At 63.5% G+C, this 25,629-nt stretch carries 26 protein-coding genes, 1 pseudogene and 1 riboswitch; of the genes and pseudogenes, 14 read left to right on the top strand and 13 right to left on the bottom strand.

What is annotated here, in order from left to right; translation table 11 throughout:
* Positions 1–324 precede the first annotated feature (324 nt).
* A riboswitch (TPP riboswitch) is annotated at positions 325–440 on the top strand.
* Between the two features lie 92 nt (positions 441–532).
* Positions 533–1,102 (top strand): TenA family protein, encoded by a 570-nt coding sequence (locus tag DES43_RS04560; RefSeq protein ID WP_245264655.1) that lies wholly within the window; start codon positions 533–535, stop codon positions 1,100–1,102.
* Positions 1,103–1,174: 72 nt separating this feature from the next.
* Positions 1,175–1,837: a TenA family protein gene (locus tag DES43_RS04565; RefSeq protein WP_035024586.1), complete on the top strand. Its 663-nt coding sequence runs from the start codon at positions 1,175–1,177 to the stop codon at positions 1,835–1,837.
* 199 nt (positions 1,838–2,036) lie between these two features.
* Here the strand turns inward: DES43_RS04565 and DES43_RS04570 are convergent, their stop codons facing one another.
* Both DES43_RS04570 and DES43_RS04575 read right to left on the bottom strand, forming a co-directional pair.
* The gene (locus DES43_RS04570) at positions 2,037–2,750 is read right to left on the bottom strand and encodes a L,D-transpeptidase (protein ID WP_035024584.1); all 714 of its coding nucleotides are present in this window, start codon (positions 2,748–2,750) and stop codon (positions 2,037–2,039) included.
* 19 nt (positions 2,751–2,769) lie between these two features.
* The gene (locus DES43_RS04575; protein ID WP_051520441.1) at positions 2,770–3,444 is read right to left on the bottom strand and encodes a DsbA family protein; all 675 of its coding nucleotides are present in this window, start codon (positions 3,442–3,444) and stop codon (positions 2,770–2,772) included.
* A 260-nt stretch (positions 3,445–3,704) separates the two neighbouring features.
* Here DES43_RS04575 and DES43_RS04580 point away from each other — a divergent pair, with 260 nt between their 5' ends.
* Positions 3,705–5,069 carry an ATP-binding protein gene (locus DES43_RS04580; protein WP_035024583.1) on the top strand — a complete coding sequence of 455 codons (1,365 nt, stop codon included), beginning with the start codon at positions 3,705–3,707 and terminating at the stop codon, positions 5,067–5,069.
* 74 nt (positions 5,070–5,143) lie between these two features.
* Here the strand turns inward: DES43_RS04580 and DES43_RS04585 are convergent, their stop codons facing one another.
* The 4 genes from DES43_RS04585 to DES43_RS04600 all read right to left on the bottom strand — a co-directional run bounded on the left by DES43_RS04585 (position 5,144) and on the right by DES43_RS04600 (position 9,096).
* The gene (locus tag DES43_RS04585) at positions 5,144–5,944 is read right to left on the bottom strand and encodes a TlpA disulfide reductase family protein (RefSeq protein ID WP_035024581.1); all 801 of its coding nucleotides are present in this window, start codon (positions 5,942–5,944) and stop codon (positions 5,144–5,146) included.
* 13 nt (positions 5,945–5,957) lie between these two features.
* Positions 5,958–7,784, bottom strand: coding sequence for a protein-disulfide reductase DsbD (gene dsbD / locus DES43_RS04590; RefSeq protein WP_035024580.1), 1,827 nt, complete (start codon positions 7,782–7,784; stop codon positions 5,958–5,960).
* 34 nt (positions 7,785–7,818) lie between these two features.
* The gene (locus tag DES43_RS04595) at positions 7,819–8,319 is read right to left on the bottom strand and encodes a thioredoxin family protein (protein ID WP_166647705.1); all 501 of its coding nucleotides are present in this window, start codon (positions 8,317–8,319) and stop codon (positions 7,819–7,821) included.
* A 114-nt stretch (positions 8,320–8,433) separates the two neighbouring features.
* Positions 8,434–9,096: a response regulator gene (locus tag DES43_RS04600; RefSeq protein WP_035024577.1), complete on the bottom strand. Its 663-nt coding sequence runs from the start codon at positions 9,094–9,096 to the stop codon at positions 8,434–8,436.
* A 153-nt stretch (positions 9,097–9,249) separates the two neighbouring features.
* On the opposite strand from DES43_RS04600, the gene DES43_RS04605 reads away from it, so the two are divergent.
* Both DES43_RS04605 and DES43_RS04610 read left to right on the top strand, forming a co-directional pair.
* Positions 9,250–10,692 carry a metal-dependent hydrolase family protein gene (locus DES43_RS04605; protein ID WP_035024576.1) on the top strand — a complete coding sequence of 481 codons (1,443 nt, stop codon included), beginning with the start codon at positions 9,250–9,252 and terminating at the stop codon, positions 10,690–10,692.
* Between the two features lie 8 nt (positions 10,693–10,700).
* The gene (locus DES43_RS04610) at positions 10,701–11,516 is read left to right on the top strand and encodes a DUF481 domain-containing protein (RefSeq protein ID WP_051520436.1); all 816 of its coding nucleotides are present in this window, start codon (positions 10,701–10,703) and stop codon (positions 11,514–11,516) included.
* Positions 11,517–11,580: 64 nt separating this feature from the next.
* Here DES43_RS04610 and DES43_RS04615 read toward each other — a convergent pair whose 3' ends face one another.
* The 4 genes from DES43_RS04615 to DES43_RS04630 all read right to left on the bottom strand — a co-directional run bounded on the left by DES43_RS04615 (position 11,581) and on the right by DES43_RS04630 (position 15,033).
* Entirely contained in the window at positions 11,581–12,135 is a 555-nt protein-coding gene (locus tag DES43_RS04615; RefSeq protein WP_035024575.1) for a copper chaperone PCu(A)C, read from the bottom strand.
* Positions 12,136–12,319: 184 nt separating this feature from the next.
* Positions 12,320–12,673 (bottom strand): DUF2946 family protein, encoded by a 354-nt coding sequence (locus tag DES43_RS04620; protein WP_051520435.1) that lies wholly within the window; start codon positions 12,671–12,673, stop codon positions 12,320–12,322.
* Between the two features lie 103 nt (positions 12,674–12,776).
* Complete coding sequence (locus tag DES43_RS04625; protein ID WP_035024573.1) at positions 12,777–13,964, bottom strand: Gfo/Idh/MocA family protein; 1,188 nt, start codon at positions 13,962–13,964, stop codon at positions 12,777–12,779.
* 13 nt (positions 13,965–13,977) lie between these two features.
* Positions 13,978–15,033, bottom strand: a complete 1,056-nt coding sequence (locus tag DES43_RS04630) for a sugar phosphate isomerase/epimerase family protein (protein ID WP_035024571.1) — start codon at positions 15,031–15,033, stop codon at positions 13,978–13,980.
* Between the two features lie 127 nt (positions 15,034–15,160).
* Between DES43_RS04630 and mgrA the strand changes: the two genes are divergently transcribed.
* From mgrA to DES43_RS04645, 3 genes are all read left to right on the top strand, one after another.
* A complete protein-coding gene (gene mgrA, locus DES43_RS04635; protein WP_035024569.1) occupies positions 15,161–16,207 on the top strand; it encodes an L-glyceraldehyde 3-phosphate reductase in 1,047 nt (348 codons plus the stop codon).
* Positions 16,208–16,320: 113 nt separating this feature from the next.
* Positions 16,321–16,725 carry a Fur family transcriptional regulator gene (locus DES43_RS04640; protein WP_035024568.1) on the top strand — a complete coding sequence of 135 codons (405 nt, stop codon included), beginning with the start codon at positions 16,321–16,323 and terminating at the stop codon, positions 16,723–16,725.
* Positions 16,726–16,771: 46 nt separating this feature from the next.
* Entirely contained in the window at positions 16,772–17,314 is a 543-nt protein-coding gene (locus DES43_RS04645) for a hypothetical protein (RefSeq protein ID WP_035024566.1), read from the top strand.
* Here the strand turns inward: DES43_RS04645 and DES43_RS04650 are convergent.
* The gene (locus DES43_RS04650) at positions 17,262–18,332 is read right to left on the bottom strand and encodes a D-alanine--D-alanine ligase family protein (RefSeq protein ID WP_035024565.1); all 1,071 of its coding nucleotides are present in this window, start codon (positions 18,330–18,332) and stop codon (positions 17,262–17,264) included. The two genes, DES43_RS04645 and DES43_RS04650, sit on opposite strands and share 53 nt — an antisense overlap.
* Before the next feature lie 178 nt (positions 18,333–18,510).
* On the opposite strand from DES43_RS04650, the pseudogene DES43_RS22650 reads away from it, so the two are divergent.
* A pseudogene (locus DES43_RS22650) lies at positions 18,511–18,945 on the top strand (GrpB family protein); the annotation flags it as partial.
* 17 nt (positions 18,946–18,962) lie between these two features.
* Here DES43_RS22650 and polA read toward each other — a convergent pair.
* Positions 18,963–21,890: a DNA polymerase I gene (gene polA, locus DES43_RS04660; RefSeq protein ID WP_035024652.1), complete on the bottom strand. Its 2,928-nt coding sequence runs from the start codon at positions 21,888–21,890 to the stop codon at positions 18,963–18,965.
* Between the two features lie 381 nt (positions 21,891–22,271).
* On the opposite strand from polA, the gene DES43_RS04665 reads away from it, so the two are divergent.
* The 5 genes from DES43_RS04665 (at position 22,272) to DES43_RS22655 (ending at position 25,151) form a co-directional block, all read left to right on the top strand.
* Positions 22,272–23,657, top strand: a complete 1,386-nt coding sequence (locus tag DES43_RS04665) for a M20/M25/M40 family metallo-hydrolase (protein ID WP_035024651.1) — start codon at positions 22,272–22,274, stop codon at positions 23,655–23,657.
* Positions 23,658–23,664: 7 nt separating this feature from the next.
* Complete coding sequence (locus DES43_RS04670; protein ID WP_035024563.1) at positions 23,665–24,285, top strand: ribonuclease D; 621 nt, start codon at positions 23,665–23,667, stop codon at positions 24,283–24,285.
* A 68-nt stretch (positions 24,286–24,353) separates the two neighbouring features.
* Positions 24,354–24,581: a hypothetical protein gene (locus DES43_RS04675; RefSeq protein WP_035024562.1), complete on the top strand. Its 228-nt coding sequence runs from the start codon at positions 24,354–24,356 to the stop codon at positions 24,579–24,581.
* A 146-nt stretch (positions 24,582–24,727) separates the two neighbouring features.
* Positions 24,728–24,982, top strand: coding sequence for a GlsB/YeaQ/YmgE family stress response membrane protein (locus DES43_RS04680; protein WP_035024561.1), 255 nt, complete (start codon positions 24,728–24,730; stop codon positions 24,980–24,982).
* Between the two features lie 22 nt (positions 24,983–25,004).
* Entirely contained in the window at positions 25,005–25,151 is a 147-nt protein-coding gene (locus tag DES43_RS22655) for a hypothetical protein (protein WP_035024560.1), read from the top strand.
* A gap of 82 nt (positions 25,152–25,233) precedes the next feature.
* Here DES43_RS22655 and DES43_RS04685 read toward each other — a convergent pair whose 3' ends face one another.
* On the bottom strand, positions 25,234–25,536 hold the full coding sequence (locus DES43_RS04685; RefSeq protein ID WP_051520434.1) for a DUF982 domain-containing protein: 303 nt from the start codon (positions 25,534–25,536) through the stop codon (positions 25,234–25,236).
* Positions 25,537–25,629: the final 93 nt, after the last annotated feature.

The following is a 25,629-nucleotide window of genomic DNA, read 5'->3' on the forward strand; positions in this document are numbered from 1 at the left end:
ACGGCCGTGAAACGCCCCTGCGCCGATGGTACTTCGTCTCAAGACGCGGGAGAGTAGGTCGCTGCCAGGTCTGCTAAACGCATGAAATCTTCTCGGGTGTAAGCAGAACAGCTTTATTTCAGGACTTCAGAACGCCGCCCTTCGGGGCGGCGTTTTGCGTTCCGGATTCTTTTGCAGACGATGCAGTGTTTGTGGTGGAACCGGAATATTCATAGCGCGAATTTCTTTCTGCAACGCGCCGGCCATGTGCGTTTGTCATTATCTTCGTCGCCTCATGGTTACGGTTCCGGATGGTGACGGATCCGGCCAGATCGTCTACAAGGAACATTCACCAAGGGGAGTCCCGGCAAGGGGCTGAGAGACCGCTGGCGCAAGCAGCGCGGTGACCCTCCGAACCTGATCCGGATCATGCCGGCGAAGGGATGGCGATTTTTCCTGCTGTCTTTTTTGCCGGCCTCCTTGCGAGGCCGCCTATGCCAGAAACCGATTTTTCAACAGCCGGTCTCGCTGTCATCCATGAAAGGACAGCGCGATGAGCGAACGCTTCACCGAAACCCTGAAACGAGAGAGCGAACCGCTATGGGCGCAAGCGGTAGAACACCGTTTCGTCGGCGAGTTGTTCGCAGGAACCCTGGCCAATGAGGTCATGACCTCGTATCTGGTTCAGGATCATCGCTTTCTCGACAGTTTCCTGACCCTTCTTGGTGCCGCAATCGCCGCCAGCGACAGCTTTGAGGCTCGGCTGCTTCTGGGCCGGTTCATCGGAATGGTGTCAGGAGAGGAAAACACCTGTTTCCTGCGTGCCTTCGATGCGCTGGGCGTCAGCGGGGAGCAACGCGCCACCATTCCCGATACGAAACCGACGCCGGGTTCAAGGCGATCATGCGTGAGGCGGCGACCTCGGGCTCTTATACGGCCACGCTTGCGGTGCTCAACGTGGCGGAATGGCTTTATCTCGACCGGGCCATCAGGGCGCCGGCCACACTGCCGCAGAATTTCATTCATGGCGAATGGATCAGTTTGCACGACAATCCGGATTTTCGCGATTTCGTCGGCTCTTCGCCGGGAACCGGACCGTGCAGCCCCGGCGAGGCCGACGTGAGCCGCTTTTCCGGAGGGCCGTGGCACTGGAACTGGCCTTCTTCGATGCAGCCTATGAGCAGGGAGAGTGAGAATGGATGTCTTTGAACGGTTGAAGCAGGCGGCGGCCGAAGACTGGAAGAGCTATGTCGGGCACAGCTTCGTGCGCGAGCTGGGTGCGGGTTCGCTGCCGCAGGAAGCTTTCAAGGCCTATCTGGTGCAGGATTATCTGTTCCTGATCCAGTTTTCGCGCGCCTGGGCCCTTGCCGCTTACAAGAGCCGTACCATACCCGAGATCAGGGCGGCGCAGGCGGGCCTTGCAGGAATATTGGACGAAACCGAGCTGCATGTGCGGCTTTGCGGGCGCTGGGGGCTTTCACCGGAGCAACTTCATTCAGTGCCCGAGCATCAGGCCACAGTCGCTTATACCCGCTTCGTTCTCGATTGCGGTGCGGCCGGCGACCTCCTGGACCTGCATGTGGCGCTTGCCCCATGCGTCATCGGCTATGCCGAGATCGGCAAGGCGCTGGCGCCGGAAGGTATCGAAAAGATCGACAGCGATCACCCCTATCGCGAGTGGATCGGCGAATATGCCGGCGATGCATTCCAGCAACTCGCAGCCGGTTCGCGCGGGCTGCTCGACGATCTTGCGGCACGGTCCATGACGGAACGGCGTTTCAAGGAGCTTGCGGACCTTTTCGGAAAGGCGTCCCGGCTCGAGGCGGACTTCTGGCAGATGGGGCTCGATGCGGCCTGAAGCGTGCCGCCCGAAAGCGGGCAGCGGTTTCGGGACAACGACATGCGCAAGAACAAGAGCTGAAAGCGTCAGGAGCGAATCGGAGGGATCGCGACGCGCTTTAAGGGGGAAAATGAAAAACCTCCCCGGCTTGCGGATCTCAGCCGGGAGGTCGTTTGGGCGGACCGCATGGGGGACCATGGGTCCGCAATGTTCCTGCCTACAGAATGACGACCTTGGAGCCGGGGCGCACGCGCTGGTAGAGGTCGACGACATCCATGTTGAGCATGCGGATGCAGCCGGCAGACACGGATTTGCCGATGCTGGAGGGCTGGTTGGTGCCGTGGATGCGGTAGTAGGTGTCCTTGCCATCCTTGAACAGATAGAGCGCGCGGGCACCTAGCGGGTTGCCGGGGCCACCCTCGACGCCATTCTCATATTTCTTGTACTGCTCCGGGGCGCGGGCGATCATGGAATCGGTCGGCCGCCAGCGCGGCCATTCCTGCTTCCATGCCAGATCGGTCACGCCGCTGAAGCCGCGGCCGGCGGCGCCCACCCCCACGCCGTAACGAAGCGCCTTTCCGTTTGCCTGAACCAGATAGAGGAAATGGCTGGCGGGGTCGACGACGATCGTGCCCGGAACATGGTCGGTCCGATAATCGACCATCTGGCGATGGAACTTCTCGGGAACCCTGGACAGGTCTTCGTTGGGGAGCGGGAAGCGCTCGTTCGGTTTCGGCCCATAGCGCGGAGGAGTGGCGGAGGTTTGAACCTCTCCGACCGGAGGGGGCGGTGCGGCGGCCGGCGCGGTCGGCTGCAATCCCGGAGGCGTCGCCGTCCCCGATGAGGTGGCACAGGCGGCCAGCCCCATGCAGGCGAGAAGCGCCATTGCCGTCAAAGCGCGTCGTGCCGGGCCGTCCGTTGCATCGATCATTTGCCTGAAGTCCTTCGTATCAGTTGCTGTCGCGCTCGCGCGCGTCGGAGATAACCTGCCTGAAGCCCGCCTCGTCGAGCGCGGAGGCGACAAGGAACGGGCCGATCAGGAAAACCGGCGTTCCGGCAAGACCGAGCGCATCGGCCTGCGCGCCGTGACGGCGCAAAAGCGCGGTGATTTCGGCATCCTTCGCCTTCATGTCGCGTTCCAGCCGCGCCATGTCGAGCCCCGCGCCAGCCACGGCCTTGCGCATCTTCTCTTCCGGAACCTTGCCGCCCGGTATGCCCATGAGGGCATGATGCGCCTGGCTGTACCTGCCCTGATAGTGGGCTGCCAGGGCCAGCTTCGCGCCGTAGATGGAAGCCGAGGTGAGGATCGGCCAGTCCTTGTAGACGAGGCGAACCTTGCCGTCCTGCTTCACGGCCGTGTTCAGAGGCCCCATGGTCTTCTTGCAGAAGGGGCAGTTGTAATCGAAGAAGTAGACGATGGTGACATCGCCACTGGCGTTCCCGGCTTTCGGGTCGGCCGGATCGTTCACGATCATTTCGGTGTCGAGGCCGTCTCCGTCCTGAGCATTGGCGCGCATGGCGAAACCAGGCGCGGCCGCTAGGGCCATCAGCCCCAGTGCCGCGCGCCGGTTAAGGGAGGCATTGCAAAAGGCTTCAGATGAACTGGTTTTCAAAAGCGGCAACATGATGCGGGACAGGGTGGTCGACATGATAAGCGGCCTCGGTTTCGGGTGTTCGGGCCGACAGGGTTGGGTAGACCTTAAGGCAGGCTTAAGGGCAAAAGGAAAGCCTTTGCGCACGTAAAAAACAGTGTGTTGCAGACAGCGCACAGCTGCCGTTCAGGCAACCGGCAAGGTTTCTTAAGTTTGCCTTAAGCCGCTTGCATGAGGCATGAAGCGCTCATGCCGTCCCGTGGGAGACGGCTCGGCAAACGGAGAAAAGCCCGATGCGTTCCATGCGGACCCGGCTGTTCGCTATTCTCATCCTTATCACCGGGCTGGTGTGGCTGTCGGCGGTGGCGTGGATCTTTCATTCCACCGGCGCGCAGCTCGAGCGGGTTCTCGATGCGCGGCTGATGGAAGCCGCGCGCATGGTGAACTCGATGGTGACGAGGCGCGCGCTTGGCGGGGGCGGCGACGCCGTGGTTCCGCCGGTCGGGATGGAAACGCACGAAGCCTATAACCGCCAGCTTTCCTGCCAGATCTGGTCGCTGGAGGGCACGCTGCTCAGCCAGTCCGAAGGAGCGCCGGAAGCCAGGCTGTCGGAGCATGCGGAAGGCTTCTCCAACACCGTCATCAACGGAGAGACATGGCGCGTCTACACGGTGGACAATCCGGAAGCGGGCGTGCGCGTGATGGTTGGCGATCGCGTCTACTTCCGTGACCATCTCGTCAACAGCGTCATCTTCGGTGTGCTATTGCCGGCGCTGCTCATCCTGCCGGTGCTGGCCGGCCTTATATGGCTGAGCGTCGGGCGCGGGCTGATGCCGCTCAGCCGGATTGCCGGTGAGCTGTCCATGCGTCCTGCATCCGACCTCCACCCGATCGACGCCGGCGGCGCGGCCAGCGAGCTGCAGCCGGTGGTGAAGTCTCTCAACGCGCTGTTCAGGCGGGTCTCGGATGCGCGCGAGCGCGAGCGGGACTTCATTGCCTTCGCCGCTCATGAGCTGCGGACGCCAGTGGCGGGCCTGAAAACACAGGCCCAGATCGCGCTGGCTTCGCAGGAACCTGCGATCCGGCAGAAGGCACTTTCGCAGATCGTGGCGGGCGTCGACCGGACGGGCAGGCTGGTGCGGCAGCTGCTCGATATCGCATCGCTTGAAAGCGGTGCCGCTCCAACGGCGGAAGGTCGGTTCAACGCCGGACAGATGCTGAAATCGGTAACCGATGACCTCGCTGCCCATGGGGGAGGTGCGGTCGTTATCGATCCGGCCCTGCATACCCTTCAACTGACCATGCCGGCAGAGCTTTTCCGGCTTGCCGCGCGCAACCTGATCGAGAACGCGCTGCACCATTCGCCGGAAGGCGCAAAGGTCGCCTGCGGAGTGTCGGAAGGGGAGGGTGAGGTTGCCGTCTGGATCCGGGACGAAGGGCCGGGCATTCCGGATGAGGAACTGGCGCGGGTAACCGAGCGGTTTTTCCGGGGCCGGTTCCGCTCCGCGGTGGGAAGCGGGCTGGGCCTGAGCATTGTCGAAACGGCGCTCGACCATGCCGGCGCGAGGCTGGAGCTGCGCAACGGCGAGAAGGGCGGTCTTTTTGCGGCCATCGTCATTCCTGCGGACAGGGCGCGGGTTACGGCGGCGGCCGCCTGAGCCGGAGTATTTCCGCGTTCCCTCGTCGTGAAGATGTTATGGCGCGCTGTGCATTTTACGGAAGTTCTGCGGGTTCAGTTCTGCAGTTTCCGGATGCCCGACAGAAGCGCCTCGCGGGAAATCTCGCCCATGTGGACAGCGCGCAACCGACCGTCCGCGCCGACGAACAGGGTCGCCGGCAGGCCGGGTGTGGTGTAGTGGCGCGAGAAGCGACCGAGACTGTCCAGCAAAACCGGATCGAGCGTCAGCGCTTCCCGTTCGAGGTAGGATTGCACGGTGTTCTCATTCTCACCCTGGTTGACGAACAGGAAGGCTGCATCCTCGCTGGCTGCTGCGACATCGGCCATCATCGGCATTTCGCGCCGGCATGGCGGGCACCATGACGCCCACAGATTGACGACCATGGGCTTTCCGGTGAGCGCCGAAGGTATGATCTCGCCACCGCCCAGCGACGTATAGGAGCCGGAAGGCAATGGAGTGGGCGGCACCCCGGCGGTAAGCTGGATGACCAGCGTGGCCATGAAGGCAGCGGCCGCCGCCGGAACCGGGGTCCACAGAAGCAGTCTGGGGTGGCGGCGCAGATGCAGGAGCGTCACGATTATCACCGCGGCAATGCCGGCCGGGATCATGAAGCCGCCCTGCCAGATGGCCAGCACGCGCCACGGCTCCGCTGCGAAGCTGTCGAAGTGGCGGATGAGATGGCCGAGGCGGGCGGCAAGGAAGAAGGCGACGGCTGCCCGCCACGTCCAGCCGGCAAAGCGTCGGTCTACAGTGCGGGCCAGAAGCTCGGCCCCGGCAAGAAAGGTGGCGATGGCAAGCACCGCGGCAAGGCGATCGGATGAAAACATAAGGGGGCCGATGGTGAAGGCGTTCATTTCCGGTCCCGCCCTATTTTCCGGCCAGAGTGGCTGAAGCCACCAGTGCATCGACACCGATCTCGCCGATCAGCCTGGTGCCATCGATCTCGGCCTTGTCGGGCCCGAAGAAGATCATCGTCGGCGGGCCGATCACCGCAAGGTCGCGCATCAGGGACCGGTTGGTGTCGTCGAGCCGCGACAGGTCCACCTTGATGCGGCGAAAGCCGGAAAGGTTTTCGGCTACCTGTCGGGCCGGCAGCACTTCGCGCTCGATCCCGGCGCAGGTCACGCACCAGTCGGCGGTGAAATAGACCAGCGTGGGACGCTTTTCGGAAGAGGCAGCGGCGAGCACGCTTTGCAGTTCTGTCGCGGAGGAAATACCGGCGAACTCCGGCGCAGCGGTCTGTGCTGTCTCTTGGGGAAGGCTGAAGTGCGCCAGCGGGCGGAGCGGATCGCTGCCGCCGGACGCCGCTCCCACACCGAGGATCAGCGCATAAAGCGCCAGCGCCATGCCACCGCCCTTGACCAGTCGCCGGCCCGCACTTGCATCGCTTCCCACCAGATCGAAAGCGCCGATGAAGGCAGCGGCGGTCATCGCCAGAGCCGCCCATAGTGCCAGTGTCAGGGGAGCCGGCAGCAGGCGCGATGCCATCCACACGGCCAGGCCAAGCAGCACGAAGCCGAATGCATATTTCACATATTCCATCCAGCCGCCGGCTTTCGGCAGGGCGCGGCTGCCGAAGGTGCCGAAGGCGATCAGCGGCAGGCCCTGTCCCAGACCCAGAGCAAACAGGGCAGCCGCACCCAGCACGGCATCGCCGGTCTGGGCGATGTAGAGCAGGGCTGCGGCCAGCGGGGCGGTGACGCAGGGGCCGACGATCAGCGCGGAGGTGAAGCCGATGGCGGCAGCGCCGCCCAGCGAGCCGCGCCGGCTGCTGCCGGCCCCCGCAACACGGCTGACCCATGCGGAAGGAAGCTGGATATCGAACAGGCCGAACATGGAAAGCGCGAGGATGGTGAAGATCGCCGCAACCGTGGCGACGGCATAGGGCGATTGCAGCACGATCTGCAGGTTCTGGCCGGACCAGGCGGCGGCGATGCCGAGCAGGCCGAAGGCCGCTGCCATGGCCAGCACATAGGCCAGCGACAGAGCAAAGCCACGGCGGGGCGTAAGCGTCTCGCCCGAGCGGGCGAGCGTCGCGCTCAGGATCGGATACATGGGCAGCACACAGGGGGTGAAGGCAAGCAGCAGCCCGAAAACGAGGAAGCTGCCCACGACCCACAACGCGCCGCCATCGGCCAGCAGCGAGGCGACCATGCCGCCCGCCGCCGCCTCCTGCGAGACCATGAAACCGGCGGCGGATGTCCCCGCGGACCGGGCAGGTGTCTGTACCTGTTGCGGCGCATCGGCGAACAGGCCGAAGCCCGAGGCGGCCGCCGTGATTTCGAACGTGTCGAGGTTCACCTTGCGCGTTTCGGGCGGATAGCAGATCGAATCCTTCTTGCAGCCCTGATAGGTAAGCAGGATCTCGGCTGCCTCACCTGCTGCGAGCCGTGCTTCCGCCTCGCCATAATAGACTTCAGAAACGCCGAAGTTCGGATCGTCTTCCCTGGTCCCATCGGGTGTTTCCAGCGCGACCGGCGTGTCGCCATTGGCGGCCTTTGCCTCCATGTGGTCGCGGTAAAGATAGTATCCGTCGGCGATCTCCCATTCGAAGATCGCGCCGCCTTCCGGTGCCGGCAGGACTTTCAGGCGGAACGCCTCATCGGCCTGAAGCAGGCCGGGCTGTTGTGCGGCAGCGGGAAGCAGACCGGCGAGGAGCAGCAGCGTACAAAGTGCAGGTATGATTTTTCTCAACGTTTCATTCTCTCGCTGGCTTGCCGGTGGCGGTTCAGGTGGCAAAGGGCTCCAGTCGGGCGATGAGGCTTTCGGTGGGGAAACTGCCCACCGAGCGCGTCCCTTCATGTTCGTGCCCGCTGGCTGCATCGACTATGAAAACCGTTGGCGGACCGTCAACCTTCAGATGCCGCAACAGGGCACGGTTGTCATCGGTCGTGGCGGTGACGTCGATCCTGATGAGGCCGAAATTCTGCATCAATCCCGCCACCCTGCGGTCGGGCAGGATCTTGTCGTCGATGACCTTGCAGAAGGCGCACCATTGCGCGCCCACGTCGACAAGCGCCTTGGCCTTGCTGCGAGCCAGATCGGCAAGCGCGGCCCGATATTGGGGAACGCTTTCGACCAGATAGGTCGAGGCGCGCGAGGGGGTGGCGAAAATGCCGGTGCCGGCGATCAGCGGCAGGCCAAGCAGCAATGTGCGGCGATTCACCTTCTGCAACGTCGCCGTACCCGGCTTCGCACTATCTCTGGCAGGGAGAAACCTGTCGTGCATGGAACCCTGGCTCCTTGTATGCCGGGACATCTGCCTCCGTCCGGCAACTCACTCGGTACGTGCATGAGGCTCGCAGCTTAAGTCAGGCTTAAAGCACGATCGTTTGCGGGCGGTTCAGGGTTCCGGACCCAGCCGGTAGCCCAGCCCGCGCACCGTCTCGATCAGCCCCGGTCCAAGTTTGGAGCGCAGATGGTGGATGTGGACTTCCACGGTGTTGCTCTCCACCTCTTCCTGCCACCCATAGAGCTTGTCTTCCAGTTGTGCCCTGGACAGGATCGCGCCCGGGCGGCTCATGAGCGCCTGAAGGAGGGTGAACTCGCGTCGCGACAGCCTGATCTGCCTTCCGGCACGTTCCACCAGCTGGCTGGCGGGCTGGAGCGTGATGTCGCGCCAGCGCAGCTCTGCGCTTGAACGCCCGTTGGAGCGGCGGGTCAGCGCCCGCAGGCGGGCCGCCACCTCATCCAGATCGAAGGGCTTTCCGAGATAATCGTCCGCGCCATTGTCAAGGCCGTTGATGCGGTCGGCCACCGTGTCGCGCGCTGTCAGCATCAGCACCGGTGTTTCGTCACGGGTGGAGCGCAACGATCTGAGGATGTCGAGCCCGGACCCGTCCGGCAGCATGAGGTCGAGGACGACGGCGTCATAGGCGTTCGTTTCCAGGGCCGCCCGCGCACTTTCGCAGGTGGCGACGGCATCGGTTGTAAAGCCCGCCAGCGACAGGCCGACCTTCAGCCCGTCGCGCAAAATATCGTCGTCTTCAACGATCAGCAGCCGCATCTCATGACTTCCGGTTATATCTCTGCGCATTCGCCGCCTTGCCTTAAGCCAGCCTTAAGGAATCATCGGGGCAGATGGACGCCGGTTTTGCAATGGATGGCAAATCGACTATCGTCATCGTTCGTCAGAGTCACCGGAGAGACAGGCGTGGGCATGAATTTCGGATCGAAGTACAGCCATCTGAGCCATGGTTTCGGCTGCCTGTGCCATAGTCCCATGGTCGCCGAAATAAATGCGCGGCTCAGTGGCGGCCTGTCGCGCAGGTCTGTGCTGCGCGGCATTGCCGGCGCCATCGGCGTCATGGCCGCGGGCGTGCCCGCTTTTGCCGCGGAGGGAAAGCCGGTGCTCCTGAGGAACGTCAAGATATTCGATGGCAAATCCTCTTCCTACATCGAGGGCCGCGATGTCCTGGTCTCGGGCGACCGGATCGAGAACCTCGTCGGGCAGGATGAGACGGTGGCCGATGCCGAGGTGATCGACTGCGGGGGCAGGGTGCTGATGCCGGGCCTCATCGATGCGCACTGGCACACCATCCTTGCCGGCATCAATCAGATGATGGCGATGACGGCTGATATCCCCTATGTCCATCTTGTGGCCGCGCAGGAGGCGGAACGCACGCTGATGCGCGGTTTCACCACGGTGCGCGATGTCGGCGGTCCGTCCTTCGCGCTGAAGCGGGCGATCGATGAAGGGCGCATGCCGGGCCCGCGCATCTATCCCAGCGGCGCGATGATCTCCCAGACCTCGGGTCACGGCGATTTCCGCATGCGCACCGATCTGCCGCGCACGGCGCAGAGCAACCCCAGCACCGCCGAGGCTGCGGGCATTTCTGCTATTGCCGACGGCGTGCCGGAGGTTCTGCGGCGTGCGCGCGAACAGCTGATGCTGGGCGCCAGCCAGCTCAAGATCATGGTGGGCGGCGGCGTGACGTCGCTGTTCGATCCGCTGGATTCGCTGCAGTTCACGGAAGCCGAGATCAGGGCTGCGGTCGATGCCGCCAGCGACTGGGGCACCTATGTGTGCGCCCACGTCTACACTTCGGCCGGCATCCGGCGTGCCCTGGACTGCGGCGTGAAGAGCATCGAACACGGTCAGCTGGCGGATGAGGAGACGGTGCGCCGCATCGCCGATGCGGGCGCCTGGTGGAGCCTGCAGCCATTCCTTGCCGACGAGGACGCCAATCCCGGCGGCACGCCCGAACAACAGGCGCAACGCCGGGAGATCGCGGAAGGCACGGTCCGCGCTTTCGAGCTCGGAAAAAAGCACGGCGTCAACATGGCGTGGGGCACGGATATTCTCTTCAACCCCAGGGGCACGGCGGCGCAGGGCCGTCATCTGGCCAAGATCGCGCGCTGGTTCGACAATCATGAAGTGTTGTCGCTGGCCACCAGCCGCAATGCCGAACTGCTGGCACTGTCGGGGCCGCGCAATCCCTACCGCGGCGCTCTGGGCGTCATAGAAGGCGGCGCCATGGCCGACCTGCTTGTCGTAGACGGCGATCCGTTGCAGGATATCTTGGTTATTGCCGACCCGGAAAACAGCCTGAAGCTCATCATGAAGGATGGGCGCATCCACAAGAACACGCTCGGAGCCTGATCACAGAAATGACAGCAAAAGCTATTGCCGGCCTCGCCGCACTTTTTGCCATGGCAGCTCCGTCCGCAATGGCGGCAGATGTGCTGCCGGTGAAAGCCCCGGCGGTGGTGGACACAGCGCGGCCGCTATGGGCTTTTCAGGTTACGCCCTATATGTGGGCGGCGGGCCTGAAGGGGGACATCTCGCCCTACCGGGTGGGTCCGACCATTCCGGTGGAAAAGAGCTTCGGCGACATCTTCGACGATCTCAATTTCGGTGGCTTCATCAATCTGTGGGGCCGCTATGATCGTTTCGTGTTCTCCGGCGACCTCATGTACACCAACACGACGGATGCACACAGCTTCGGAAATATCCCGCCATTTCCCGGCAATCCCGGGATCACCAGCGCGGATGTCAGCATCGACACCGCGCAGTTCACTTCCACGCTAGCGGCGGGCTACCGCGTTGTCGATGTGCCGGGCACCACGCTCGATCTGCTGGGAGGCGTACGCGTCTGGCACATATCGAACAGGGTAACGGGAACCGCGGCCGGGATCACCGTTTCCCACAAGGAGAGCTTCAGCTGGGTCGATCCGGTGATCGGCGCGCGTCTGTTCCATGGCCTGACCGACCGGATGTCCATCCAGATGCAGGCCGACATGGGCGGTTTCGATGTCGGATCGAAGTTCACCTATCAGGCTTTGGCTACCTTGAACTATATACTGACCGATCATCTTTCGACGTCGGTCGGCTACAAGGTGCTGAGCGTCGACTACCGCGATGACGGGCATGTGTTCGACACCACGCTGCATGGCCCGGTGCTCGGCCTGACCTATCGGTTCTGAGTTCGTAACGCCGGATATGTAAAATGCGAAGGCCGGCGCGGGGCGCCGGCCTTCGTGTTTGTGGTCAGTGACCGCTTTGGTCGTCTTTGTTGCCATGTTCGCCATGGCCGCCGTGATCGGGCTCTCCGCCCATTGCATCGACCGCGAACTCGACGTCGATCTTTCCGGCCTTCTCGAAAGTCAGCGTGCCGGGGAAGCGCTCGCCCTTCTTCGGTTGCGCTTTCAGGCCCATGAACATGAGATGATAGGAACCGGGCTTCAGTTCCACCTTGCCGCCGGGAGCGATTTCCAGTCCCTCCGGCAACTGGCGCATGGTCATGACGCCATCATTGACGGCCATTTCATGAATTTCGCCCTTCTCCGATATATCGGAGGAAACGGCGATCAGGCGGTCGGCTTCCCCGCCATGGTTGGTGACGGTGAGGTAGCCGCCGGCTACCTTGGCGCCGGCCGGGGTTTCGCGCGACCACGGATGCCCGATTTCAAGCTCGCCAAGCTTGTATTCATGCGCCGAAGCCGGCGCAGCGAACAAGCCGAGCGGAAGCATGAGGCCAAGGGTAAGGGCGGCCAGGCCGCGACGGGTGAGGGTGGTGCGTGCGGGGACGTGCGAACGGGACATTGGGTCTTCTCCGAAACTGATGCGCAACTGATGGCGCTGAAAATTGCATGATTGGCGGCGACCTCGCGGTCGTCGGTTAGAGCAGTTCCAGCAAAAGTGCGAAGCGGTTTTGCGTCCGGAACTGCGTAGAAACAAAGAGATAGAGCATTGTTGGTGATCCCTTTTTCACCAACAATGCTCCAGATCACGCCGTTTTCGGAGGTGCGCGGGGGTTGGCCGGAGAGCGCTGGCGCGCAAAGGACAGGTGATCCTGCGAGCCCGTCCGGAAACTGAGGGTTGCGAAACCGAAGCCGGTTTCGAGGGCCACGGGTGCCGGCGGATTGGCCAGAAGCGGGGCGGCCAGATTGCAGCCGAGCACGCAACAGTCCGGAAAATGGGCAGGCTGTGCACCGTCGGGAAGCTCGCCAATGCCCTCATGGGTGCAGATGACGTTGCCGAAGGCGTCGAGTTGCAGGCGCTCTGGCCCCGCTGCCATGGCGAAGGCGCCGAGCAGCGATTGCAAGACAAGGAACCAGGCTGCGGCGAAAGCCACTGCCATGTTCCAATTTTTGCGTCCTGCCCGCACCTGAGCCTGTCTCCGGCTGATCGGTGCCAGACCTAGCACATCGTGTTGCGCCGGCAAGCGGCCACTTTGTCGCCGCTCAGAGTTTCGTCCAGGCGCCGTTCTTCTTCGAGGATCTCACGCAGGCTTCGATGAAGGCCATGCCCTCCACCCCGTCATGAACCGTGGGGAAGACAATGTCCTTCGGTGGCTTGTGGCCGTCGCGGGCAGCGCGGATTGCGGCTGCGGCCTCGCGATAGATATTGGCGAAGCCTTCGAGGTAACCTTCCGGATGGCCGGCAGGCACGCGCGTCAGCCGGCTGGCGCTGGCGAGCGCGCCCGCTCCGCCGCGCGTCAGCAGCCGCTTCGGCTCGCCGAAGGGCGTGTACCACAGATAGTTCGGGTCGGCCTGCACCCATTCCAGCCCGCCCTTCGAGCCATAGACCCGGAGCTTCAGCCCGTTCTCGTGGCCGGGTGCGACCTGGCTCGCCCACAGCATGCCTTTGGCGGGCGGGGCGTTGGCCTTTGCCCTGAAGCGCAGCAGCACGTTGAGATTGTCGTCCAGCAGCCGGCCGGGCACGAAGGAGTCGAGGTCGGCGGCGAGGCTGTCCAGTTCCAGCCCGGTGACGAAGCGGGCGAGATTGTAGGCATGGGTGCCGATGTCGCCCGTCGCGCCGCCCGCTCCCGCCTGCTTCGGGTCCGAGCGCCACGACGCCTGCTTGTTGCCTGCGGCCGAAACGTCCTCGGTCAGCCAGTCCTGCGGATATTCGACCTGCACCAGCCGGATGTCGCCAAGCAGACCCCTTTCCACCATCTCGCGTGCCTGCCGCACCATCGGATAGGCGGTGTAGTTGTGGGTGAGCACGAACAGCTTGCCGGTTTTTTCGACGAGTGCGGCAAGCTTCCTCGCCTCGGCAAGCGTGGTGGCCAGCGGCTTGTCGCAGATCACGTGGATGCCGGCTTCGAGGAACGCCTTTGCCGCCGGGAAATGGTGGTTGTTGGGCGTGACGATGGACACCGCCTCGATGCCGTCCGGGCGCTTCGCCTCGGCCTTCGCCATCTCGGCATAGGAGGCATAGCTGCGCGCGGGATCGAGCCCCAGTTCCTCGGCGGAAGCTTTTGCGCGCTCGGGGTTGGAGGACAGCGCGCCGGCCACCAGCACGAACTCGCCATCCATGCGTGCAGCGATGCGGTGCACGCCGCCGATGAATGCGCCCTGGCCGCCACCCACCATCCCGTAGCGAATTGGGCCGTAGCGTATCGGACCCTGAAGTTTGTCGTTCGCCATGAAGTCCTCCTTCTCAGATGCCCATCATGGTGCGCAGCAGCTTGCGGTCGGTGGTGCTGGCGGCGAAATCGTCGAAGGCTTTTTCCGTCACCCGGATGATGTGGTCGCGGATGAACGGTGCCCCCTCGGCCGCGCCGTCTTCCGGGTGCTTGAGGCAGCATTCCCATTCCAGCACCGCCCAGCGGTCGTAGCCATATTGCGCGAGCTTCGAGAAAATGCCCGTGAAATCGACCTGTCCGTCGCCCGGCGAACGAAAGCGGCCGGCGCGTTCCAGCCAGCCCTGATAGCCCGAATAGACGCCCTGCCGTCCGGTCGGATTGAACTCGGCATCCTTGACGTGAAAAGCCCGGATGCGCTCGTGGTAGATGTCGATGAAGGCCAGATAGTCGAGCTGCTGCAACAGGAAATGCGAGGGGTCGTAGTTGATGGCGCAGCGCCTGTGCCCGCCCACGGCGTCGAGGAACATCTCGAAGGTGACGCCGTCGAACACGTCCTCGCCCGGATGGATTTCGAAGCCGATGTCGACGCCCTGTTCCTCGTAGGCATCGAGAATGGGTTTCCAGCGCCGGCCGAGTTCGGCGAAGGCTTCCTCGACCAGTCCTGCGGGGCGCTGCGGCCACGGATAGAGATAAGGAAAGGCGAGCGCGCCGGTGAAGCTCACCGACACGTCGAGGCCGAGATTGCGCGACGCCCTTGCCGCAAGATGCATCTGCTCGACGGCCCATTCCTGCCGCGCCTTGGGATTGCCGCGCACCTGCTCCGGCGCGAAGGAATCGAATTGCGCGTCATAGGCGGGATGCACGGCCACGAGCTGGCCCTGGATATGGGTCGAAAGCTCGGTGACCGCGACGCCGGCCTCGGCGCAGATGCCTGCAAGCTCGTCGCAATAGTCCTTCGAGGTGGCGGCGCGGCGAAGATCGAACAGGCGCGCATCGCCGCTCGGAATCTGGATGCCCTCGTAGCCGAGTCCCGCCGCCCATTTCGCGATGGCGGGGAGCGAATTGAACGGGGCCTCTTCGGCGGCGAACTGCGCCAGGAAGATCGCGGGACCCTTCATCGTTGTCGGCATCGGCATCTCCTTCAATTCCGCAACATCGGGGGAAATCCTGTGTTCCAGACCGGCACGGATTTTTCAATCGGTTCATACAGCGAAACCCGATCATTCCCCAGAGGTCCGCGATGCGCTAAGAAAGGGCATGGCTTACCTTCCCGCTTCCGACCGCTACAACAGGATGATCTACAACCGCTGCGGGCGCTCCGGCCTGAAGCTGCCGGCGATTTCGCTCGGGCTGTGGCAGAATTTCGGCGATACGACACCCCATGCCACGCGGCAGGCGCTGGTGCGCAGGGCGTTCGATCTCGGCATCACCCATTTCGACCTCGCCAACAATTACGGCCCTCCCAAAGGGGCTGCGGAAGCCGCGTTCGGCGAAATTTTGCGCACCGATCTTTCCGGCTATCGCGACGAGCTCATCATTTCGACCAAGGCCGGTTACGATATGTGGCCCGGTCCTTATGGGGAATGGGGCAGCCGCAAATATCTGCTCGCAAGCCTCGACCAGAGCCTGAAGCGCATGGGGATCGACTATGTCGACATCTTCTATTCGCACCGCTTCGATCCCGACACGCCGCTTGAGGAGACCTGTGGCGCGCTCGACCATGCGGTGCGCTCGGGCAAGGCGCTTTATGCCGGCATCTCGTCCTACAATTCGCAGCGCACCCGCGAGGCGGCCGACATTCTCAAGCAGATGGGCACGCCCTGCCTGATCCACCAGCCAAGCTATTCCATGCTCAACCGCTGGGTGGAGGATGACGGGCTGCTCGATACGCTGGATGGGCTGGGCATCGGCTCCATCGTGTTCTCGCCGCTGGCACAGGGCATGCTCACCACCAAATATCTCGCCGGCATTCCGCAGGACAGCCGGGTGAAGAAGGGCGGACCGCTGCGCGAATCCTTCATAAACGAGGAAACGCTGGCCAATATCCGCGCGCTCAACGCCATTGCCGAACGGCGCGGGCAGACGCTGGCGCAAATGGCGCTGGCATGGGTGCTGCGGGGAGGGCGCGTCACCTCTGCGCTGATCGGGGCAAGCCGCGTCGAGCAGATCGAGGATTGCGTTGGCGCGCTTGCGAAGCCCGATTTTTCGGATGCGGAGCTTGCCGGGATCGACACTTATGCGCGCGACGCCGACATCAATCTGTGGGCGGCATCGGCCGAGCGCGAGGGGCCGCCGCGCAAGTAGGGCGCGCGCTTGCTTCCCCTTTGGGCAGGCGGTAGCCATTGAGCCACATAATTACTACATAAGGGCAGGCGCGTTGCGGAACTTTCCCTGTGCGCTCCGGACAAGGCAGGACTATGGCGGCAAGAAGCAGTCTCACCAGGAACCAGCTCTGGGTGCTCGAAAAGCTCGAGGCGGCCGGTGCGCCGCTCAGCGCCTACACGCTGCTCGACCAGTTGCGCGAGAAGGGGTTTCGCGCGCCCTTGCAGGTCTACCGGGCCCTCGATGCACTGGTGAAGGAAGGGCTTGTCCACCGGCTGGAAAGCCTCAACGCTTTCGTCGCCTGCGCCGAGCCGCATGACCACAGCCATTCCATGACGACATTCGCCATCTGCGACACCTGCGGGCAGGTGGCCGAACTGTGCGATCACGACGTCAGCCACAGGCTGGAAGACTGGGTGCGATCGACCGGCTTTGCGCCGAAACATGCGGTCATCGAGTTTCGCGGCATCTGCGAAAGCTGCCGCAACAAGGCGGCCTGAGCCGGATGGCGGCTGTCCTGCCTGCCCACGCGCCATTGCCGGAATAATGGCGGGCAAGAAGAAAAAGCAGGCGCAGGAAGGCAGCGCGCGGGTTGCCTATCTGGTCTGCGCGCTGTTCGCTTTCATCGCCACCATCTTCGGCAGCATCGCCGCTTGTTTTCTCCTGACCACGCAAGGTCCGCAGGATGCCGCCGGCATTTTCATCGGTTTCGTCTGGCTGTTCCTGTCGGTCATCGTGGAGATACTGGTGATCGCCCGCGCCGGCCTGTTCAGGCAGACCGATGAACCGGCGCAACCCTTGCCGGAAGAGGCCCTGGAACGAAGCGTGTTCTACGGCAAGAGTCATGAAGCGAACGTGTCGGCGGAGGCCGAGGTCCGGGACCCGAAGATGCGCTTCGGGCTGACGGGCTTCATGCTCGTTTCGGCCCTTGGCCTGCTCGTTGTCGAGATCATGCTCTATCGCGCAGGGCGCTCGACAATGGCAGGCTTCGCCTTCTCATGCCTGCCGGTGATGTTCATGTGCTATTGGGCGGCGCTCAAATTACACGATCCGCCCGCGCGAAAGCGTGCGCGACCAGCCGGTCGATGATTTCGGGATAGCTGACGCCGCTTGCCGCCATGGCCTTGGAATACATGGAGATGTCGGTGAAGCCGGGGATGGTGTTGAGCTCGTTGACGAGGATGCGCCTGTCCGCCGTCACGAAGAAATCGGCGCGCGCCATGCCGTCGCAGCCGAGCGCGCGAAAGGCTTTCGCCGCAAGCGTACGGATTTCGTCCTCCACGCCTTCGGGCAGGTCGGCCGGCACCTTGATGGCGGCGCCGTCGGCATCGATATACTTGGCGTCATAGGTGTAGAAGCCGTGGCTGTCGGCCGGCACGATTTCGCCGGTGCGCGAGACGAACAGGCTGCCATCGGGGGCTTCGAGCACGCTGCATTCGACCTCGCGGCCATCGATGAACTCTTCAGCGAGCAGCTTTGTGTCATGCCTGAAGCCTTCCGCCAGCGCCGTCTCGTAGCCCTTTTCTCCCGATACCTTGCTGACGCCGACCGACGAGCCCTGCCTTGCCGGCTTGATGAACAGCGGCAAACCGAGCTTCTCCTGCATCTCTGCGAAGGAAGGAGCGGAATCGGGGAGAATGGTGAGGGAGCGTGCCGCGGGAACGCCGGCCTCGTTGAACAGGCGCTTGGCGATGTCCTTGTCCAGCGCATTGGCGGAACCGATGATGCCGCAACCCGCCAGAGGCACGCGCGCCACCTGCGCAAGCCCCTGCACCGCACCGTCCTCGCCATGCAATCCGTGCAGCACCGGGAAAAGAATGTCGATCCTGTCCAGCTCGTGCGGCGTGCCGTTTTCCGGGATCGCCAGTGCGCGGCCCTTGCCGCCAGCCAGCAGGCTGACTTCGCTGCCGCTGGCAGGCTTTTCGAGGGCGCCGTCTTCGAAGCTGCTCAGCAGCCAGCGGCCTTCGCGGGTGACAAAAATCGGGACGGCGTCATATCGGACGGGATCGAGAGCCCGCATGACATTTGTGGCGGAGAGCACCGAAACGTCGTGCTCGGCCGAGCGCCCGCCGAAGAGGACCGCGATGCGCAATCTGCTGGAGGCCATGTCCTGCCTTTCATGTCGAGGGGTTCAGCGTATAGAAGTGCCGAACTGACTAAGAACAGATGAAAGAGACAGAAAAATGCCGCCTCCCATAAAGGTCGCTCTGGTTGCACACAACTCGGATTGGGCGAGGCAGGCGGAGGCCGAAGCATAGAGTCTTTCGGCAGCGGCAGGCGGCTGCCTCGTCGCCGTCCATCATATTGGCTCGACCGCCATTCCCGGCATCCATGCCAAACCGGTCATCGACCTGTTTCCGGTGGTGCGCGATCTGGAGGCGTTCGATGCCTGATGTGTCGCAGTCGAAGCGCTCGGCTATGAATGGTGAGGAGAGTACAGGTTGCCGGGGCGGCGCTACTGCACCAGGTCGGATCCGCAAAGCGGGCAGCGGCTTGTTCAGGCGCATTGCTATCTGGAAGGCTCGCCGGTAATTACGCGCCATCCGGCCTTCCGCGATTATCCGCGCGCCCATGCCGACACCGCGGCCGAATATGATCGCGTGAAGCAGGGCTGCCGCGACGCGCATCCAGACGATTCGCACGCCTATTCGGATTGCAAGGACGGCTGGATCAAGCGCATCGAGGCCGATGCGCTCAAATGGGCCGGGCAGGCGGCCTGACGCGTCCTGCCATTACCTCAGTGCGCCTCGTCCCAGTTGAGAGCAGCGCGCGCATCGACCCTGAGCGGTACCGACAGCGAGCGAGCCGGCATCGGCGCGTTTTCCATCACGTCGCAGATCACCGGGATCGTCGCCCCGACCTCGTCGTCGGCCACCTCGAAGATCAGTTCGTCGTGCACCTGTAGAAGCATGCGGGCCGAAAGCCCGGCCTCGGTGAGGGCAGGCTCCATGCGGATCATGGCGCGGCGGATGATGTCGGCCGCCGTGCCTTGCAGGCGGGCGTTGATCGAGGCGCGTTCGTTGAAGGCGCGCACCGAAGGGTTGGGCGAGCGGATTTCCGGGTAGTGGATGCGCCGGCCGAACACGGTCTCGACATAGCCGAACTCGCGCGCATAGGTCTTGGTCGCCTCGATATAGTCGCGGATGCCGGGGAAGCGCTCGAAATACTTCTTGATGTAGGCCCCGGCCTCCTCGCGCGGAATGGAAAGCTGGTTGGCGAGGCCGAAAGCCGAAATGCCGTAGATGATGCCGAAATTGATCGCCTTGGCGCGCCGGCGCACCTCGGAAGGCATGCCTTCCACCGGCACGCCGAACATCTCCGAAGCGGTGATGGCGTGGATGTCGGCCCCTTCCGCGAATGCCTGCTTGAGCTGGGCAATGTCGGCGACATGGGCAAGCACGCGCAGCTCGATCTGGCTGTAATCCGCCGAAACCAGCTTGAAGCCCTTGTCCGCGACGAATGCGGTCCTGATCTTGCGCCCCTCGGCGGTGCGTACCGGGATGTTCTGCAGATTCGGGTCGGATGAAGAAAGCCGCCCCGTCGTGGTCGCGGCGAGTGCAAAATTCGTATGAACGCGGCCTGTCTCAGGGTGAATGTAGCCGGGCAGGGCGTCCGTATAGGTCGATTTCAGCTTGGTGAGCTGGCGCCAGTCCACGATCTTGCGCGGAAGCTCATGACCTTCCGCCGCAAGGTCTTCCAGCAGTTGCGCGGAGGTCGACCACTGGCCGGTCTTGGTCTTCGAGCCGCCGGGCAGGCCCATGCGCCCGAACAGGATTTCGCCCAGCTGCCTGGGCGAGCCGATATTGATGCGCTCGCCGATCAGGCCGTAGATTTCCTCCTCGATCGCCGCCGCGCCCTGCGCCAGTTCGCCGGAAAGCCGCGACAATATCTGGCGGTCCACCGAGATGCCGCGCTGCTCCATGCGGGCCAGAACCGGGACGAGCGGGCGTTCCAGCCGCTCATAGACCGATGCCAGCCCCTTGGCCGCAAGGCGCGGCTTCAGCACCTGCCACAGCCGCAGCGTCACGTCGGCATCCTCGCCGGCATAGCGGGTGGCCTTGTCGATGGCGACGTTCTCGAAGCCGATGAAGCTCTTGCCGGTGCCGGCGACCTCGCCGAACTGGATGGTCTTGTGGCCGAGCCATTTTTCCGCGAGCGAGTCCATGCCGTGGCCGCGCGCCGCGCCGCCGTCCAGCACGTAGGAGATCAGCATCGTGTCGTCATAGGGGGCGATGTCGAGGCCGTAGCGGCTCATCACGACAAGGTCGTATTTCAGATTCTGCGCCACCTTCAGCACGGAAGGCGCTTCCATCAGCCGCTTCAGCTCGGCCAGCGCCTCGCGCACCGGCAACTGACCCTCGACCGGACCGCCGCCGAGCAGATCGCCGGCGCCTTGCCTGTGGCCAAGCGGCACATAGGCCGCGCGGCCCGGCCTCGTGGCGAGCGAAAAGCCGACCAGTTCGGCCTGCATCGGGTCGAGAGAGGTGGTCTCGGTGTCGAAGGCGACGACGCCGGTCTCGAACGCTTCTTCGATCCAGTCCTTCAGCGTCTGAAGGTCGGTTATGGTGTGATAGGCATCGACGTCGATCTTTTCCGCCGTCGCCGCCCCGGCCCGCAGGGCCGCGAGCAGGGAAGGGGTGTCGCCTTCGTCCATGGCCGGAGCGGCCCCGGCGGTCTCGTCCGCAGCTTCGGCGGGGGCGGTTTCCATGTCCGGGCCGTGCGCGGAATCCGCGCGCTCCACAGGAATGTCCGCCGGCTCGATCTCCGCGGCATCCGTTCCCGTCGCTTCGGCGACGCGACGGGTCAGGGTGGTGAACTCCATCGCCTTGAGGAAGGCGAGCAGCTTTGCACCATTGGACGGTTCGAGCACGAAATCGTCCGGCACTTCCTTTACCGGAACATCGCGCTTCAACGTCACCAGCTCGCGGGAGAGGCGGGCCTTGTCGGCATTTTCGATGATCGATTCGCGCCGCTTCTGCTGCTTGATCTCTTCCGCGCGGGAAAGCAGCGTGTCGAGATCGCCGAACTGTTCCAGAAGCTGGGCGGCGGTCTTCGGGCCAATGCCGGGAACGCCGGGAATGTTGTCGATGGAGTCGCCGGTGAGCGCCTGAAGATCGATCATTTTTTCCGGCGGAACGCCCCACTTCTCGATCACCTCGGGAATGCCGATCTGGCGGTCCTTCATCGGGTCGTACATGGACACGGCCGGGCTGACGAGCTGCATCAGGTCCTTGTCGGAGGAGATGATGGTGGCGTCGGCGCCCGCTTCCTCGGCCATCCGGCAATAGGTGGCGATCAGGTCGTCGGCCTCAAAGCCTTCCATCTCCACGCAGGGCAGGCTGAAGGCGCGGGTGGCGTGGCGGATCAGCCCGAACTGCGGGATCAGGTCCTCTGGCGGGGCCGAGCGATTGGCCTTGTATTCCGGATAGAGGTCGTTGCGGAAGGTCTTCGACGAATAGTCGAAGATGACGGCGAAATGGGTGGGCGTGACGCCGACATCGGTGTCGCGCGCATCGCGCATCAGCTTCCACACCATGTTGCAGAAGCCGAGCACCGCATTGGTGGGCAGCCCATCCGACTTGCGGTTGAGCGGCGGCAGTGCGTGATAGGCGCGGAAAATATAGCCCGAGCCGTCGACAAGGAAGAGATGATCGCCTTTTTTCATGGCGAATGGATAGCGTGGCGAGGCGTCGCGGTCCATCGCAAAGGCGGGTTATACCCGCCGTAACCGGCCTCTGCTGACAGGGGAAACAGGCATCACACCTATGTTACAAAGATGTAATCTTTGTGCCCTTGAATCGCCATGTTCCAATCCACAGATAGCAGTCATCGGCAGTTTTCGCCGAAGTCCGGAACCAAGGCCCGTCCCCCGCCTTTCCCGGACAAACGCGGCAGCCTATCCCCCTCTCCGGGCTGCCGCGCCGTTTGAAGCAAGCCGCCGTGGTTCCCCCTCCGCCACGGCGGCACTTTTTTGCGCTTTTGGCGGGCTTCCGGTTTTCAGGCAACGGCTTTAGGGTTGCGCGCAGAATCGAAAGGCCCGAAATCCATGTCCAGACTTTCCCCCGTTCTCGACCGCATCGACCAGTCGCTCGACGACAGCCTTGAGCGGCTGTTTTCGCTGTTGCGCATCCGCTCGATCTCGACCGATCCCGAATTCGCCGCCGATTGCCGCAAGGGCGCCGAATGGCTGGTCGAAGACCTCAGGAGCATCGGCTTCGACGCTTCGGTGCGCAACACGCCCGGCCACCCCATGGTCGTCGCCCATCATGATGGCCCGGAAGGCAGCCCGCATGTGCTGTTCTACGGCCATTACGATGTGCAGCCGGTCGATCCGCTGGAGCTGTGGCATGACGACCCTTTCGCGCCGGCGCTGAAGGAAGTGGAGCCCGGCCGCAAGGTCATAACCGGACGCGGCTCGGCCGACGACAAGGGTCAGCTCATGACCTTCGTCGAAGCCTGCCGGGCATGGAAGGCGGTTCATGGCGGCCTGCCATGCCGCATCACGCTTTTGTTCGAGGGCGAGGAGGAAAGCGGTTCGCCGTCGCTGAAGCCGTTCCTGGAGGCCAATGCCGAGGAATTGAAAGCCGATTTCGCGCTGGTGTGCGACACCGGCATGTGGGACCGGGATACGCCCGCCATCTCCACGGCGCTGCGGGGCCTGGTCGGCGAGGAAGTGACCGTTCATGCCGCCGACCGCGACCTTCATTCGGGCGAGTTCGGCGGCGCGGCCGCCAACCCGATCCGCATCCTTGCGCGCGCGCTTGCCGACATCCACGACGAGAACGGCCGCGTCACCATTCCCGGCTTCTATGACGGGGTCGAGGAAACGCCCTCGCAGGTTCTGAAATCGTGGGAGACGCTGGGCGAAACGGCCGAGTCTTTCCTCGGTCAGGTCGGCCTGTCGATCCCGTCCGGCGAAAAGGGCCGCTCGGTTCTGGAACTGGTGTGGGCGCGCCCGACGGCCGAGTTCAACGGCATAACCGGCGGCTACACCGGCAAGGGCTTCAAGACGGTGATCGCCGCGCAGGCTTCGGCCAAGGTGTCGTTCCGCCTCGTGCACAAGCAGGATCCGGCGAAGATCCGCGCCGCCTTCCGCAAGTTCGTCGAGGAGCGCATTCCCGCCGACTGCTCTGTCGAGTTCCACGAGCATGGCGGCTCGCCCGCCATCCAGCTTTCCTACGACTCGCCGTTCCTGGCCAAGGCCAAGGATGCCTTGTCCGACGAATGGCCGAAGCCGGCGGTGATGATCGCCATGGGCGGCTCGATCCCGATCGTCGGCGACTTCCAGACCTATCTCGGCATGGAGTCGCTGCTGGTCGGCTTCGGTCTTTCCGACGACCGCATCCATTCGCCCAACGAGAAATACGAGCTGTCGTCCTTCCACAAGGGCCAGCGCTCGTGGGCGCGCATCCTCGATGCGCTGACGCAGTGAGGCCAGCATGAGCACCATCCGTTTTCACAAGGGCGATCTGCCCGATCTCGCCCATTACGACGTCGATGCGATCGCCATCGACACCGAGACGCTTGGCCTCAATCCGCATCGCGACCGCTTGTGCGTGGTGCAGATTTCTCCCGGCGACGGGTCGGCCGATGTGATCCAGATCGCCGCCGGCCAGAAGACGGCGCCGAATCTCGTCAGCCTTCTGGGCAATCCGAAGGTGACGAAGCTGTTCCATTTCGGGCGCTTCGACCTTGCGGTGCTGTACAATGCCTTCGGGGTGATGCCCGAGCCGGTGTTCTGCACCAAGATCGCCTCGCGGCTGACCCGGACCTATACCGACCGCCACGGGCTGAAGGACATCTGCAACGAGTTGCTGGGCGTCAGCATCTCCAAGCAGCAGCAGTCATCGGACTGGGCGGCCGAGACGCTGTCGCCCGAGCAGCTCGAATATGCGGCTTCAGACGTGCTCTATCTGCACCGCCTGCGCGATGTGCTGGCGGGGCGGCTGGAGCGCGACGGGAGGGTGAGGGAAGCCGAAGCCTGCTTCCGATTCCTGCCCACGCGCTCGAAGCTCGACCTCATGGGCTGGGAAGAAACCGATATCTTCGCCCATAGCTGAGACCGGAACCGCCGGTGGCGCGGCGCGTTGCTCAGCGTCACCGGACATGCATCAGGAAGGAACGCTTCATGGCCGACCGCGAACCCATTTCCAGCGCCCCGAAAGACGGTTCGCGCGTCACCGTCTACTGGACCGACAGCGACGGGGTGATGAACGAATCCATTGCACGCTGGGATGCCGGGGATCAGGCGTGGTGGGCCTATACGGATTCGAGGACGCAGAAGAAGATCGAGCCGACAAGCTGGCGTCCGGACAATGCCGATGACGAGGCGGATGAGGCCGACGAGGAAGAATAGCATCGCCAAGGCTTGACGGCCTGCAACCGTGCCCAATGTAACGGCTGGCGGCGGTGTGCATATTCCCATACCCTGCATTTGTTGAAACCCGAGGTTGATTCGGGGCGAGACGCTCCGACTTGGCCATTTCTCATGGAGGGAATGTCATGGGTGTGGAAGGTCTTATCATCTTTCTCATCGTCGGTGCGGTCGCGGGCTGGCTCGCCGGCCTGATCGTCAAGGGGTACGGCTTCGGCCTGCTCGGCAATATCGTGGTGGGCATTGTCGGCGCGCTCATCGCCGGGTGGCTGTTGCCGCGGATCGGCCTTTACATTGGCGGCGACATTATCGGTGCCATTATCAATGCGGTAATCGGCGCGGTGATCCTGCTGCTGCTCATCCGCCTCGTGAAAACGGCCTGAGCCTGGTCGAGAGAGTGTGCCTATGAACAGGAATATGCTTTATCTTCTCATCGGCGCGCTTGTCGTCGTCGTGATCGGGCTGGGTACCTACGTTTATCGCGAGGAATCGAAGCCGAGCGGCGTCGAGCTCAAGATTGACGAAAGCGGCGTTTCCATCGAGCAGAACTGAACATGCGCCGCCCGCGACGGGACGTCTGCGGGTGGCGTTTCCTTTGCAACCCGGCTGCCAGACCGGTGCTGCGATGCATCGGTCAGGTTGCCGGACGGCGCATGCCCGAGCGTGCGCTGGCCACGAACGGCGATGGGCCGCTGTCGATCAGCAGTCCGGTGATGCGCGCAAAGCCCGCAAACGATTTGCGGGCTTCCTCCGCGCTCATCTGGGCCGCCATTGCCGCCGCGCAGCAGTTCAGCGCGCAACGGTATACCGGGCCACGCCGGCCGATCGGCCATTCGCGCAAAAAGGCGAGGGCCTCGGCAACATTCTCGATGTCATGAACAGGTTGGCCGCGCCCGAGCGAGACGCGGACAGGCGAAAAGAACTGCAGGCGATCCATCGGCAACCTCCCTGGACATGATGCACTGGTGGAGAATTTACCTTAACGCAGAAAAGCGCAGATGGTTCCGAGAACCGGCCCTGGCGGCGAAAA

This window comes from Aquamicrobium defluvii, from assembly GCF_004363725.1.
In the GTDB taxonomy this organism is placed as follows: Bacteria; Pseudomonadota; Alphaproteobacteria; order Rhizobiales; family Rhizobiaceae; genus Mesorhizobium; species Mesorhizobium defluvii.